The organism is Rhizobium sp. BK650 (genome assembly GCF_014195325.1).
Classification (GTDB): Bacteria; Pseudomonadota; Alphaproteobacteria; order Rhizobiales; family Rhizobiaceae; genus Rhizobium.
Genome location: NZ_JACIBK010000002.1, coordinates 182767 through 195944, shown reverse-complemented (window position 1 = coordinate 195944; position 13178 = coordinate 182767). Strand labels below are relative to the sequence as shown.

Sequence of the window (13178 nt, the reverse complement as noted above, 5' to 3'; positions counted from 1 at the left end):
TCACACGAGTTGCACGAAAGCGTGATAGAATTCTTTCTGTAAATGAAGGTGTGATGGAATGAAATTTTTCGGATCGCCGATATTTTGACACGTTTCGGAATATGTTTCTTACAGACCATCGGCTATTCTCTACTAAGTATGTAGATTATAGAAATGGTCTTTCACCGGCCCCGACATCTTCCGGGACCTCGTAAGCGCGACGCCAACGCAAGGAACGAGACATGATCGATTTCGAAATTCTCGCCGTGCTGCCTGGGCGATCTGTGCTTGGCAATGACCGTCCGAGCGCCCTCTCCCGCCCGAACTGTCGAATGTGACATTCGTCCCCCTTTCAACGGTACCAGACAAGTCAATTCGCCATAGCCGGCGCATCCGCGCGGCAGGAGTTCTATGTAATGAAAAAAGAAGTTATCGAATATGCAGGCATCCCGGTCGGGATCGTCATTCCGGATGAAGACCGGCTGAAATTCATCGCCGTCAAATTCCACGTCCATGACCTCGACGAGCAGCATTTTAGCTCGCCCGCCGAGGTAAAAGTCGCCATTCACGATCTGATGACTCGTCGTCATCCGAAACCCCTCCATGCCTGACACGGCACGCGGCTTCCATGCTGCCAGAGGTTTTCCGACCGGCCCGGCAAAACGGGCCGGTCTTGTTTTTTAGACCTATTTGACTTCCTATCGGCGCGCTTCTTTTCACGACAGGAATCCGCGCTTGTCCGATCTTCTCAATCTTCTCACCGATATAGACGGCATCTCCGTCGGCCATGCGACTGACCTTTCGCTCGGCTCCGGCGTCACGGTCATCGTCTTCGATGAGCCGGCGATCGCTTCCGGCAGCGTGCTCGGCGGCGCGCCGGGCGGGCGCGATACAGCGCTGCTCGATCCTTCCATGGTGGTCGATGCCGTCGACGCCTTCGTGCTGTCGGGCGGATCGGCCTTCGGTCTCGATGCGGCAGGCGGCGTGCAGGCGGGGCTGCGGGAGATGGGGCGCGGATTCCAGGTCGGCCCGGTGCGCATCCCGATCGTGCCGCAGGCGATCCTGATGGACCTGCTGAACGGCGGCGATAAGGACTGGGGCGTGCATTCGCCTTATCGCGAGATGGGATATGATGCCGTCAAAGCGGCCCGCAAAGGTGTATTTGAGCTAGGCACAATTGGCGCAGGTGCGGGTGCGACGACCGCGACCTTCAAAGGTGGGCTCGGCTCGGCAACCGCGGTCAGCAGTTCAGGACATCGCATCGCAGCGATTGTCGCCGTCAATGCCGTCGGCTCTGCGACAATCGGAGAAGGTCCGCATTTCTGGGCCGCGCCCTTCGAACAGGGTGCAGAGTTCGGCGGGCTCGGCATGCCCGAGAACATTGATCATCGGCTGCGGCTGAAGGGGGTCAAGACGACAGCCACGACGATCGGCGCTGTTGTCACCGACGCATCGCTCAGCAAGGCGGAGGCACATCGGCTTTCCATAGCTGCCCATGACGGGTTGGCGCGCGCGGTGCTTCCCGCCCACATGCCGCTCGACGGCGATACGATTTTTGCGGCTTCTACTGCCAAAGAGAAGCGTGATGACATGGCAAGCCTGATGGAATTATGCCATCTCGCCGGAATTGTGATGGCGCGTGCAATCGCACGCGGCGTCTACGAGGCCACCGCTCTGCCGGTGCCGGGGGCACTTATGGCGTGGCGCGACCGCTATCCTGTCAAGCACTGATTGCTTAGGCTGAATGAAATGGCCTTACGGCGGAGAATGAGTAAATGCAAATTCGGGCGCTGATGTATTTCGATGAGCTGGTGCGGACCAACTCCATGCGCCAGGCGGCCGAAAACCTGAATGTTGCTCCGACTGCGATCAGCCGGCAGATCGAGAATCTCGAATACCATTTCGGCGCGCCCCTGGTGGAACGCAGCGCCCGCGGCGTAAAGCTGACGGCTGCCGGCGAGCTTCTGGCGGCGCGCGCCGGGCGAACGCTGCGCGAACTCGACCATGTGCAGCAGCTTATCGAGGATCTGAAGGGACTGCAGCGCGGCCGCGTCAACATCTATGCGAATGGTGCGACCGTTGCCAATCTGCTTGCGCCGGCGCTCGCCGAATTCAGCCTGAAATATCCGAAGCTTCGCTTTGCCGTGACGATCACCAGCGCACGGGCCGCCATCGAGGCCGTCAACAGCGCAGAGGCCGATATTGCCGTAACCCTGTTCGCACCGCCGATGTCCGGCACCAAAGTGCGGCTGCGCTCGGAAATCGTCTACGATCTCATCGCTTCGCCGGCCCACCCGGCGGCGGCCCGTCCAGATATTCCGCTTCAGGAATTGGCCGGCTATGCGCTGGCCCTGCCCGATCAATCCTTCGGCTTTCGCCAGGCCTTCGACGCACTCTTCGAGAAGGAAGGGCTCAGCCTCGATCCGGTTTTTGTGACGAGTTCGCTGGAGATGCTCAAGGAACTGGTATTGAGCGGCGCGGCGGTGACGCTGCTGCCGGCGTTGACCGTTCGCCGGGAGATCGAGGCCGGACAACTCGCAGCCATTCCCCTTGCAGGTAAGACGGGGATCCGCACCCATATCGATCTCTGTGTGGCGCCCGATCGCCAGCTTTCCTTTGCCGCGACAAAACTTGTCGATTTCATCGAACGCTTCATGCGCGAGCGAGCGCACCGCAAGGCTGGCGGTAAAGAGTAGCCTTCACGGACTTGCATTGGGCCAGGAATTGTTGTGTAGCCTTTTCGGCTACACCGAGCACACAAAATCGTCATTGTGTGTGCACTGCCGTGGTGTCACTCTACTCGTAAAAGGGATCCGCCAAGCAGCGGAGACAGGGGAACAGGATGATCAAGGTCTCGCTCGCGCCGTCGGCGCGTCTCATGCGGCGTCTTTCCATGGGCGTGGCGCTTTCCGCCGGCATCATGATGCTGGCGCTGACGCCCGCCGAAGCCGCCAAAACCACGCTCAATCTTGGCATGAGCGTCGAGCCTGCCGGCCTCGACCCGACGATCGCCGCTCCTGTCGCGATCGGCCAAGTGACATGGCAGAATGTTTTCGAAGGGCTGGTCAGCCTCGACGAGACCGGCAAGGTGCAGCCGCAGCTTGCCAGGAGCTGGGACATTTCCCCTGATGGCCTGACCTATACGTTCAAGCTGCAGACCGGCGTCAAATTCCACGACGGCGAGGCCTTCGATTCCGCCGCCGCGAAATTCGCCCTCGACCGTGCCCGCGGCAAGGATTCCGTCAATCCGCAGAAGCGCTTCTTCGCATCGATCGCATCGATCGACACGCCGGATGCCGAAACGCTGGTGCTGCATCTTTCCAGTCCGACCGGCAGCCTGATCTATTGGCTCGGCTGGCCGGCCTCCGTCATGGTCGGGCCGAAATCTGCCGCCGACGACAAGACGACGCCTGTCGGCACCGGACCGTTCAAGTTCTCCACCTGGGCCAAGGGCGACCACGTCGAACTGGTGAAGAACGCCGACTACTGGAATAAGGAGAGCGCGGCAAAGCTCGATAAGGTCACCTTCCGCTTCATCAGCGATCCCCAGGCACAGGCCGCCGCACTGAAGTCCGGCGATCTCGACGCCTTTCCGGAATTTGCCGCACCGGAGCTGATGAGCTCCTTCGACGGCGATGCGCGTCTCGCGACCAAGATCGGCAATACCGAGCTCAAGGTCGTGGCCGGCATGAACAACGCCCGCAAACCCTTCGACGATAAACGCGTGCGCCAGGCGCTGATGATGGCGATCGACCGCCAGACCGTCATCGATGGTGCCTGGTCCGGCCTCGGCACGGCAATCGGCAGTCACTATACGCCGAACGATCCAGGCTATCAGGACATGACCGGCGTCCTGCCCTACAATGTCGAGAAGGCAAAGGCACTGCTTGCCGAAGCCGGCTATCCCAATGGCTTTACCTTCACGATCAAATCGCCGCAGATGGCCTACGCGCCGCGCAGTGCGCAGGTGATGCAGGCGATGTTTGCCGAGATCGGCGTGACGATGAATATCGAGCCTACGGAATTCCCGGCAAAATGGGTGAAGGACGTCCTGACCGGCCGCGATTACGACATGACGATCGTCGCCCATGCCGAGCCGATGGACATCGACATCTATTCGCGCGATCCCTACTACTTCAACTATAAGAATCCCGCCTTCAACGACCTCATGAAGAAGGTGCAGGAGACCGCCGATCCGACCGAACAGGCCAAGATCTACGGCGACGCGCAGAAGATCCTCGCCGAGGACGTCCCGGCGCTCTACCTCTTCGTCATGCCCAAGCTCGGCGTCTGGGACAAGAAGCTGAAGGGCCTGTGGGAGAACGAACCGATCCCCTCCAACGTTCTCGGCAACGTTTCCTGGAAAGAGTAAACATCGGATGCGGGCGGCGGCTGACAGGGTGATGAAGACGATATGATCGCACTGCTTTCCCGCCGCCTCGCCGGCCTAGTCATTACCCTTCTCGTCGTATCGCTGGTGATCTTTGCCGTCATGGATTTGCTGCCGGGCGATCCGGCGTCGATCATGCTCGGCACCTCGGCCAGCCCCGAGACATTGGCGGCGCTACGGCATGAGCTTGGTCTCGACCAGCCGCTCATCCTTCGTTACGTCCAATGGCTTGCCGGTGTCTTCTCCGGCAATCTCGGACGGTCCTATACTTATGGCGTTCCGGTCGCCGGGCTGATCGTCGAGCGGCTGGCGGTGACGCTGCCGCTCGCTCTCATCGCTATCATCCTGTCGGTGCTGGTTGCACTGCCGCTTGGCGTGCTGGCGGCGGCGCGGCGCGGCGGCTTCGTCGATGCGGCCGCTATGGTCTTTTCACAAATCAGCATCGCCGTACCGGCCTTCTGGGTCGCATTGCTGCTTATCATCCTGTTTTCCACCACGCTCGGGCTGATGCCGGCGGGCGGCTTTCCAGGTTGGAACGTTGGGCTTCTGCCCGCGCTGCAGGCGCTGCTGATGCCGGCTGTGGCGCTGGCATTGCCACAGGCCGGCGTTCTCACACGCGTGGCACGGTCTGCGGTGCTCGACACGATGCATGAGGATTTCGCCCGCACCGCCGTCGCCAAGGGGCTGTCGCGCAACACGGTGCTCTGGCGGCATATCGTGCCGAATGCGCTGGTGCCAATCCTGACCATTCTCGGGCTGCAATTCACCTTTCTCGTTGCCGGCGCAGTTCTGGTCGAAAACGTCTTCAACCTGCCCGGGCTCGGCAGGCTTGCCTTTCAGGCCTTGTCGCAGCGTGACATCATCGTGATGCAGGATGTCGTGCTGTTCTTCGCGGGCCTTGTCATCGTTATGAATTTCATCGTCGATCTCTCCTATCTCGCGATCGACCCGCGCATGCGAAAGGCGGCATGATGGCCCCCATCGTCTCCTCCGCCATCTTGCCACGGCGCCGAAGCTTCAGGCTTAGCCGGCGAAAGAATCTCCTCGCCGGCACCATCGTTATCGGCCTCTTGGCCGCCATTGGCCTGTTGTCGCTCTTCTGGACGCCGCTGCCGCCGGCAAAGATGCAGATCGTTCACAAGCTGCAGCCGCCCTTTACCTTCGGCCTTCTCGGCACGGACCAGTTCGGCCGAGACGTACTCTCCATGCTAATGGTCGGGTGCTGGAATTCGCTGTCGATCGCTGTCAGCGCGGTCGCCATAGGCGGCACACTCGGTTCCATTGCCGGGATTTGTGCGGCTGCCATCCGCGGCCCCTATGAGGCGCTTTTGATGCGCGCCTGCGATGTCATCTTCGCACTGCCGCCGATCCTGTCTGCAATGCTCCTCGGCGCCTTTCTCGGGCCGGGGCGTTTTACGGCGATCACGGCAATCGCCGTCTTCATGATACCTGTCTTTGCCCGCGTGACGCTCGCCACTTCCCTGCAGGCCTGGAGCCGCGATTATGTTCTTGCCGCGAAGGCGATCGGCAACAGCCGTTTCACGATTTCGGTGCGGCATGTGCTGCCGAACATCATAAGCCAGATCATCGTGCATGCGGCGATCCAGCTTGGCCTCGCGATCCTGACGGAAGCCGGCCTCTCCTTCCTCGGCCTCGGCATGGCGCCACCGGCGCCGACCTGGGGGCGGATGCTCGCCGACGCCCAGACTTTCCTCTCCCTTGCCCCCTGGCTGGCGATCCTGCCGGGCCTTGCCATCGCGCTCACCGTCTTCGGTTTCAACATGCTGGGTGACGGGTTGCGCGACCTTTTCGATCCGCGCGAAGCGAGCCGCTGATGCCCTCCCAAGACAAAACGCCCGAAAGACCAGACCATGCTAGATACCAATTTCACCATCCGCGAGATCAGGCGACGCTTCACCGACAAAAGCCTCTCGCCGCTCGAATACTGGCTTGCTCTCGAAAAACATATCGAGGCTTGGGAACCTTCGATCGCGGCGCTTTATCTCTATGAACCGCAGGCGGCACGTGAGCAGGCGAAGGCCTCGACCGAGCGCTGGATAAAGGGCGAAACGCTCGGTCCCCTGGATGGTATCCCCGTCACGCTGAAAGAACTGATCGCTACGAAGGGCCAGCCGGTGCCGCTCGGCACGAAGGCAGTCGAGCTGAAGCCTGCCGAAGCCGATGCGCCGGCGGCGGCACGGCTGCGCGAGGATGGCGCGATCATCTTTTCCAAGACGACCTGCCCCGATTTCGGCATGCTCTCGTCGGGCCTTTCGAGCTTTCATCATCTCAGCCGCAATCCCTGGGACATCACGCAGAACCCCGGCGGTTCAAGCGCGGGCGCCTCGGCAGCGGCCGCGGCGGGTTACGGGCCGCTGCATATCGGTACCGATATTGGCGGCTCCGTGCGCCTGCCGGCTGGCTGGACGGGGGTCTTCGGCTTCAAGCCAAGCCATGGGCGCATTCCGGTCGATCCCTACTATGTCGGGCGCTGCGCGGGACCAATGACGCGCACGGTGGAGGATGCCGCTTATTCGATGGCAACACTGTCCCGCCCCGACTGGCGCGACGGCACCAGCCTGCTGCCGAATGATTTCAACTGGATGGATCTCGACATTGATATTAGCGGCATGCGGATCGGGCTGATGCTCGATGCGGGCTGCGGTCTTGCGGTGGATGAGGATGTGAAGGTCGCTGTCGAGGAGGCGGCCAAGCTCTTCGAGAAGGCGGGAGCGATGGTTGTTCCTGTCGGCCCGGTGCTGACGCGCGCCATGCTGGACGGGCTCGATGATTTCTGGCGTTCGCGTTTCTGGGGCGATATTGCCGGGCTCAGCGAGGAGCGGCGGGAGAGCATCCTGCCCTATATCTACGAATGGGCGAAGGGCGGGGCCGATATCAGCGGCGTGGATGCCGTCAAGGGCTTCAACCAGACGATCGAGATGCGCAAGACCTGCGGCCGCCTTTTCGCCGAGGTCGATGCTGTGCTGTCGCCGACCAATCCGATCGTTTCCTATCCGGCCGAATGGGCCTCGCCCACTAACGATCCGAAACTGCCTTTCGAGCATATCGCCTTTACGGTGCCATGGAACATGTCGGAACAGCCGGCGTCGTCCATCAATTGCGGTTTCTCGACATCGGGCATGCCGATCGGCCTGCAGATCGTCGGGCCGCGCTTCGACGACATGCGGGTGCTCAGGCTCTCGAAAGCATTCGAGGACTGGACGGGCGGCGTGAAGAATTGGCCGAAACCGCCAATCGCCTGACGCCGGCAGGCAACATCAAAAAGGGCGGCGATAGCCGGTCGGCTGCTCGTAGAGCCAGCCGATGCGCTCGACAGCGGCCTCGAAATTCTCTCGTGCGACCGTCATCGTATGGCCATTGGCATGGATGATTGTTTCGGAATTATCGAAAATGGCGACGTGCCCCTTCCAGAAGACCAGGTCGCCGCGGCGCACATCCGAGCGCTCGATCGGGTCGCCGAGGCCTTCCGCCTGCATATCGGTATCGCGCGGAGCGCTTCTGCCGGTCATCTGCAACGCGAGCTGGACGAGGCCGGAGCAATCGATGCCGAGGCCGGAGCGGCCGCCCCAAAGATAGGGCGTTTCCAGAAAACGAGAGGCGATATCGACATAATCCTGACCGTCCAGCGACCCAAGCGGCTGGAGATGTTTCGAGAAGATCGCTGTCCCGTCACCGAGCGCCAGATAGTGGTTGCCGCGCGTTTCCGCCTCGCCCGATATATGGACGCGGCTGCCCATCGAAAGCACTGCCTTGTAAGGCTTGCGAAGCTCCGGCTCGGGATAGAGGAAGGTGCGTTGCGTAACGACGATATGGGTCGGAGCGGGTGCCGATTCAGAGATCGAGTGCTCGGGCAGATAGCCGACATAGCCGTCGAATTCGGCCTTGACCCAGCACCAGCCGTCCGCACGATCCAAGACCCTCACGTCCTCGCCGAAAAGCAGTTCCGTATCGATGCCGCGGGCCAGATCCGGCTGTGGGCGCAAGGCAACGACCGGGACGCAGATGCGGGCCGGCTTGCCGCTCACGAAGCGCTTTGCCTCGACCTTGCCTTCAAGGCCGGCTTCCGCGAGATCCGAGCGGTAAGCATGCAGGCGGCGGTCGAGCATGGTCATGACATTCCTCTTAGTTGGGCTTTCAGACCGGAAGCTTGCGGCCCTGCTCGCGAACGAGGTCGCCGAGCTTTTCGAGATAGAGCGCACCGTTAACGGTGCGCTTGATGATAACGTTTCGCCGGTCGGTATCGTCGCGAACGCGGTCGACGAGCCCCATGTCGCCCATCGTATCCAGCGCCCGGGTGATGACCGGCTTCGTCACGTTCAGCGTTGCTGCCAAGCCGCGCACGGTATGCGGCGGCGGCACCAGATAGATATGCAGCAGGATCGCCATCTGGCGCAACGTCAAATCGCGCGCATCGTGACGAACCTGATTGAGCGCCACACCGTGCCAGAGGCCAAGCGCCTGCGAGGCGGTCAGTTCGATCGGCACGGCCCCTCCGGAAAATCGTTACGCTAACGTTTCATTTTCCGGCAATTGACCCGCGCAAGCAAGAGGCGGCACAGAATGCCGCCTCGGAAGGTGAATAAAATTTTAACGATCGGCTCAGCGAAGGCCTTTGTTTTCACACGTCGTTATCGCAAACCGCTCCACACTTTTGCGCGACATGCTTTGGCGGCTCAGCGGATGCTGTGGCGGATATGGTGGTAGAGGGCGCGGATCGCCTGCGCCTCGCCACCACCAGGCGAATGGGCGCGCTCGTTCGGCGCCCAGCCATAGATATCGAAATGCGCCCAGCTCTTCGCCTTGCCGACGAAGCGCTTCAGGAAGAGCGCCGCAGTGATGGCGCCCGCCATGCCACCTGCCGGAGCGTTGGTGATATCGGCGAATTTGGTGCGGATATCCTTTTCGTAGCCGGCATAAAGCGGCAGACGCCAGAGCGGGTCGTCCGTCTCGAGACTTGCCTCCATAAGGTCATGCGCGAGGTTCGCATCATCAGTGAAGAAAGGCGGCAGATCGGGGCCGAGGGCAACGCGGGCGGCGCCCGTCAGGGTCGCCATATCGATCAGCAGGTCCGGTTCGTCCTCGTCGGCATAGGCGAGCGCATCGGCCAGGATCAGGCGGCCTTCGGCATCGGTATTGTCAATCTGGACCGTCAGTCCCTTGCGGCTCTTGTAGATGTCGCCAGGGCGGAAAGCATTCGACGAAATGGAATTCTCGACGACGGGGATGATAACGCGCAGATCGACCTTCAGTTTGGCATCCATGATCATGAGCGCCAGGCCCATGACATTTGCGGCACCGCCCATGTCCTTCTTCATCAGCAGCATGGAGGACGCGGGCTTGATGTCGAGGCCGCCGGTATCGAAGCACACGCCCTTGCCGACCAGCGTAACCTTGCGGTGACCCTTCTTGCCCCAGCGCAGCTCCAGCAGACGAGGCGCGTCGGCGCTGGCGCGGCCGACGGTGTGGACCAGCGGGAAGTTCTCCGTGAGCAGGTCGTCACCAATGATGACGGACATCTCGGCCTTGTAATGGGTGGCGAGGCTGCGGAAAGCAGCTTCGAGCTGCTCCGGACCCATGTCGTTGGTCGGCGTGTTGATGAGGTCGCGGGCGAGGAAGACGCCAGCGAGCTGACGCTTGATCTCGCTGCCATCGGCATCGCGCGGGATCATCAGCGTTGCAGCCGGAGATTTTTCGGATTTGTACCGATCGAAACGATAGCTGCCGAGGCCGAAGCCGAGCGTCAGGCGGTTCGCCGTCAGCGGCGCGGTCTCGATATGCCAGTCGCCGGCCGGAAGCGCACGGGCGAGCTTGCCGGTGATATAGGGCTGTTCCGACGGATTGGTGCCCAGCCCGAAGAGCGCGCCGCCGAGGTGGCCGTCAGCGGTCGGAATCAGAAGCAGCGAGCCGCTTTCCGCCTTGTAGCCGGCTTTACGAGCCCAATCGAGCGCGATCGGATCGATAGTGCCGGTTTCGATGTGGGCGGGTGTGACGGCGAAGATCGGCAGCGTCGATCCACCCTTGGTGTTGAAAGGAGTCGATCTCTCGATGAACTGGAAGGGGGCCATGATTGTCCTTGGAGGCAGGGGGCAGAATCGCTTCTTAACTGTCTGTTAGGGTTAACAGACTATTGCTGGAGCGAAGATTGCGTCAAACCTTTCCCTGTTCCGCTTTGAGGTCAGGCGCCGATTTCATTCAGGATCGCGCAATGCCCGTCTCGGCCTCCACTCCTCTCAAGAAGCGTATGTTACAGGCAACGGCGACGGCTGTGGTGATGCTCGCGCTTGCCGGCTGCTCGACGACGGCCAAGGACCGGATGACGACCGGCTCGATCCCGAAACTCGACAAGCCGGTCGAGCAGATGGACACGAACGAATTGCGCGCTGCGACCAGCCGCGTCGGCCAGGCCTATGAGAAGAACCCGCGCGATCCGGTCAACGGTGTCAATTACGCCAATCTGCTGCGCATGAGCGGGCGCGATGCGCAGGCGCTTGCGGTCATGCAGCAGGTCGCCATCGCCAATCCTCAAGATCGCAACGTGCTTGCCGCCTACGGCAAGGCGCAGGCCGCCGCAGGCCAGCTCCAACAGGCGCTCGATACGATCGGCAGAGCGCAGACGCCCGATCGGCCGGACTGGCGGCTGATCTCCGCGGAAGGCGCGATCCTCGACCAGATGGGCCGGCCGAACGATGCGCGCCAGCGATATCGCGATGCGCTCGACGTTCAGCCGAACGAGCCGTCGATCCTTTCCAATCTCGGCATGTCCTATCTCCTGACGGGTGACCTGCGCACGGCGGAGACCTATCTGCGCTCGGCGGCCGGCCAGCCTTCCGCCGACAGCCGAGTGCGCCAGAACCTCGCCCTCGCGGTCGGCCTGCAGGGCCGTTTTCCCGAGGCTGAGCAGATCGCACGGCGCGAACTCTTGCCGCAACAGGCCGATGCCAATGTCGCCTATCTGCGCGGCATGCTGTCCCAGCAAAACTCCTGGCAGAAGCTTGCGGCGAAGGACTCGACATCTCCCGCCAGCAATACCAACTGACTTATTTGCTGCTCAAACCGGACAGGATGAGACGTAGGCCGAGGCCGGCCATGACCGCACCCGCAGCCCTGTCGATCCAGGCCTTGGCGGCGAGATAGACTTTGCGCGGGTGCTGGGCCGAAAAGGCGAGCGCCACGATTGTGTACCATCCCGCTTCGACCAGGAAGACTCCGACGGGCAGCGCCAGCAAAAGCTCCACCGGCACGCTCTTAGGCAGGAGTGCCGCAAAAATGCTGGCGTAGACGATGATCGTCTTGGGATTGCTCAGCTGTGTCAGCAGAGCAGCGGTAAAACTGCGTGCCGGCATGCTTTTGCCAGCGACAGCGGCTGAGAGCGCAAGCGGCTCGCTAGCGCCCTTCCAGATGGCGAAGGCGATGTAAATCAGATAGGCGCCGCCGGCGATCTTCAGCACGACATAAAGCCACTCGAATTGCGAGAGCAGCGCCGTCAGGCCGGCAAGAGCAAGAATAGCGAAGGTCACGCCGCCGATGCCCATGCCGAGCGCAGCGGCAAGCCCGTCAAGGCGGGAACGGGAAATGGCGATGCGCGAGACGACGACAAAACTCGGACCCGGGCTCATGGCGCCGATCATCAACGTACTGATAATACTGATGAAGACTCCGAGAGAAGACATGGCAAAGCCCCCTTTTCACGCGATGGAAAACCGGCACCCGAACGGCAGGAATGTCCGCGCGTCTAATGGCGCTCCATCTCATCGCAAGTTATGCGGGCGCACGCTAACCGGATTTCTCAACAGCGGCAAGCGTCAGAACCGGTCGGCGACCTGGATGCCGGCAGGACCAAGGATGACGGCGATCAGGACCGGCAGGAAGAAGAGGATCATCGGCACGGTCAGCTTCGGCGGCAGGGCAGCAGCCTTCTTTTCCGCTTCGTTCATGCGTTCGTCACGGCCTTCCTGTGCAAGCACGCGCAGGGCCGTTGCAACCGGCGTGCCGTAGCGGTCTGCCTGAATGAGCGCCTGGATGACCGAACGGACGAGATCGATCTGGGTGCGGGTCGCGAGGTTTTCGAGCGCCACGCGCCGGTCTGGCAGGAAGGACAGCTCAGCGGTCGTCAGCACCATTTCTTCGGCGAGCGGCGGCGATTGTTCGCCGAGCTCTTCGGAGACACGGCGCATGGCGGCCTCTATGGAAATACCCGATTCCACGCAGATGAGCATCAGATCCAGCGCGTCGGGCCAGGCACGCTTGATAGAGTGCTGCCGTTTACTCATGCGATTGGAAATATAGATGTTCGGTGCGTAGAAGCCGAGATAGGCGATACCGATGACCGCAAGGAATTGAACGGCCGGTCCTCTGCTGGCAAGATTGCCGAGACCGTAGACCCAAAAGGCGGCAGCCGCCAGAAAGACGAAGGGCAGGAGAAAACGCGCAACAAGAAAGGTGTTCAGCGCATTTTCAGAGCGCAAGCCGGCTGCACGCAGCTTGTTCACGGTGTTTTCATCGACAAGCGCCTTGCGCAGGTTGAAGCGTTCGACGATCTGGCGGACAGACTGGTTGTTTTGGCTTCTGAGCGTTGCCTTGCTCCCGGTATCGGAATTCATGCGGGCACGTTCACGCGCGCGGATCTGCTCGCGCTCGGTAGAGACCGCCTTCATGCGCTTGTTGAGATCGCCGCGCTCGAAGAAAGGAACGGCGAGCGTATAGAACGTCGCGAAGACGGCGATGGCGACGAGAACCGCCACAAGCATCGCGGGATCGGTGATTTTTGCTGCAAGTTCCGCCGACATGG

13 protein-coding genes are annotated in these 13178 nt (G+C 61.5%); 8 read left to right on the top strand and 5 right to left on the bottom strand.

The window, feature by feature from the left end:
- Positions 1-395: 395 nt before the first annotated feature.
- The 7 genes from FHX15_RS05235 (at position 396) to FHX15_RS05205 (ending at position 7632) form a co-directional block, all read left to right on the top strand.
- Positions 396-590, top strand: a complete 195-nt coding sequence (locus FHX15_RS05235) for a hypothetical protein (RefSeq protein ID WP_184394344.1) — start codon at positions 396-398, stop codon at positions 588-590.
- 124 nt (positions 591-714) lie between these two features.
- The gene (locus tag FHX15_RS05230) at positions 715-1710 is read left to right on the top strand and encodes a P1 family peptidase (protein ID WP_184394343.1); all 996 of its coding nucleotides are present in this window, start codon (positions 715-717) and stop codon (positions 1708-1710) included.
- Between the two features lie 44 nt (positions 1711-1754).
- The gene (locus FHX15_RS05225) at positions 1755-2675 is read left to right on the top strand and encodes a LysR family transcriptional regulator (protein ID WP_184394341.1); all 921 of its coding nucleotides are present in this window, start codon (positions 1755-1757) and stop codon (positions 2673-2675) included.
- A gap of 146 nt (positions 2676-2821) precedes the next feature.
- A complete protein-coding gene (locus tag FHX15_RS05220) occupies positions 2822-4351 on the top strand; it encodes an ABC transporter substrate-binding protein (RefSeq protein WP_184394339.1) in 1530 nt (509 codons plus the stop codon).
- 42 nt (positions 4352-4393) lie between these two features.
- A complete protein-coding gene (locus tag FHX15_RS05215; protein ID WP_184394337.1) occupies positions 4394-5341 on the top strand; it encodes an ABC transporter permease in 948 nt (315 codons plus the stop codon).
- Complete coding sequence (locus tag FHX15_RS05210) at positions 5341-6204, top strand: ABC transporter permease (protein WP_184395330.1); 864 nt, start codon at positions 5341-5343, stop codon at positions 6202-6204. Before FHX15_RS05215 ends, FHX15_RS05210 begins: the two co-directional genes overlap by 1 nt.
- 36 nt (positions 6205-6240) lie before the next feature.
- Complete coding sequence (locus FHX15_RS05205; protein ID WP_184394335.1) at positions 6241-7632, top strand: amidase; 1392 nt, start codon at positions 6241-6243, stop codon at positions 7630-7632.
- Between the two features lie 15 nt (positions 7633-7647).
- Here the strand turns inward: FHX15_RS05205 and FHX15_RS05200 are convergent, their stop codons facing one another.
- The 3 genes from FHX15_RS05200 to FHX15_RS05190 form a co-directional block, all read right to left on the bottom strand.
- Entirely contained in the window at positions 7648-8502 is an 855-nt protein-coding gene (locus tag FHX15_RS05200) for an NlpC/P60 family protein (protein ID WP_184394333.1), read from the bottom strand.
- 22 nt (positions 8503-8524) lie between these two features.
- Positions 8525-8875: a MarR family transcriptional regulator gene (locus tag FHX15_RS05195; RefSeq protein WP_184394331.1), complete on the bottom strand. Its 351-nt coding sequence runs from the start codon at positions 8873-8875 to the stop codon at positions 8525-8527.
- 188 nt (positions 8876-9063) lie between these two features.
- Positions 9064-10455: a leucyl aminopeptidase family protein gene (locus tag FHX15_RS05190; RefSeq protein WP_184394329.1), complete on the bottom strand. Its 1392-nt coding sequence runs from the start codon at positions 10453-10455 to the stop codon at positions 9064-9066.
- A gap of 140 nt (positions 10456-10595) precedes the next feature.
- Here FHX15_RS05190 and FHX15_RS05185 point away from each other — a divergent pair, with 140 nt between their 5' ends.
- Positions 10596-11426 carry a tetratricopeptide repeat protein gene (locus tag FHX15_RS05185; protein WP_184394327.1) on the top strand — a complete coding sequence of 277 codons (831 nt, stop codon included), beginning with the start codon at positions 10596-10598 and terminating at the stop codon, positions 11424-11426.
- Position 11427: 1 nt separating this feature from the next.
- Here FHX15_RS05185 and FHX15_RS05180 read toward each other — a convergent pair whose 3' ends face one another.
- Together FHX15_RS05180 and FHX15_RS05175 are read right to left on the bottom strand one after the other, a co-directional pair.
- Positions 11428-12060, bottom strand: a complete 633-nt coding sequence (locus FHX15_RS05180) for a LysE family translocator (protein WP_184394325.1) — start codon at positions 12058-12060, stop codon at positions 11428-11430.
- A gap of 132 nt (positions 12061-12192) precedes the next feature.
- Positions 12193-13176: a type II secretion system F family protein gene (locus tag FHX15_RS05175; RefSeq protein ID WP_184394323.1), complete on the bottom strand. Its 984-nt coding sequence runs from the start codon at positions 13174-13176 to the stop codon at positions 12193-12195.
- Positions 13177-13178 lie beyond the last annotated feature (2 nt).

Excerpts from the sequence above, each read along its gene's own strand:
- FHX15_RS05180 (WP_184394325.1), bottom strand. The coding sequence starts at position 12,060 with ATGTCTTCTCTCGGAGTCTTCATCAGTATTATCAGTACGTTGATGATC.
- FHX15_RS05235 (WP_184394344.1), top strand. The coding sequence starts at position 396 with ATGAAAAAAGAAGTTATCGAATATGCAGGCATCCCGGTCGGGATCGTC.
- FHX15_RS05210 (WP_184395330.1), top strand. The coding sequence starts at position 5,341 with ATGGCCCCCATCGTCTCCTCCGCCATCTTGCCACGGCGCCGAAGCTTC.
- FHX15_RS05175 (WP_184394323.1), bottom strand. The coding sequence starts at position 13,176 with ATGTCGGCGGAACTTGCAGCAAAAATCACCGATCCCGCGATGCTTGTG.
- FHX15_RS05190 (WP_184394329.1), bottom strand. The coding sequence starts at position 10,455 with ATGGCCCCCTTCCAGTTCATCGAGAGATCGACTCCTTTCAACACCAAG.
- FHX15_RS05200 (WP_184394333.1), bottom strand. The coding sequence starts at position 8,502 with ATGACCATGCTCGACCGCCGCCTGCATGCTTACCGCTCGGATCTCGCG.
- FHX15_RS05215 (WP_184394337.1), top strand. The coding sequence starts at position 4,394 with ATGATCGCACTGCTTTCCCGCCGCCTCGCCGGCCTAGTCATTACCCTT.
- FHX15_RS05225 (WP_184394341.1), top strand. The coding sequence starts at position 1,755 with ATGCAAATTCGGGCGCTGATGTATTTCGATGAGCTGGTGCGGACCAAC.
- FHX15_RS05185 (WP_184394327.1), top strand. The coding sequence starts at position 10,596 with ATGCCCGTCTCGGCCTCCACTCCTCTCAAGAAGCGTATGTTACAGGCA.
- FHX15_RS05205 (WP_184394335.1), top strand. The coding sequence starts at position 6,241 with ATGCTAGATACCAATTTCACCATCCGCGAGATCAGGCGACGCTTCACC.
- FHX15_RS05220 (WP_184394339.1), top strand. The coding sequence starts at position 2,822 with ATGATCAAGGTCTCGCTCGCGCCGTCGGCGCGTCTCATGCGGCGTCTT.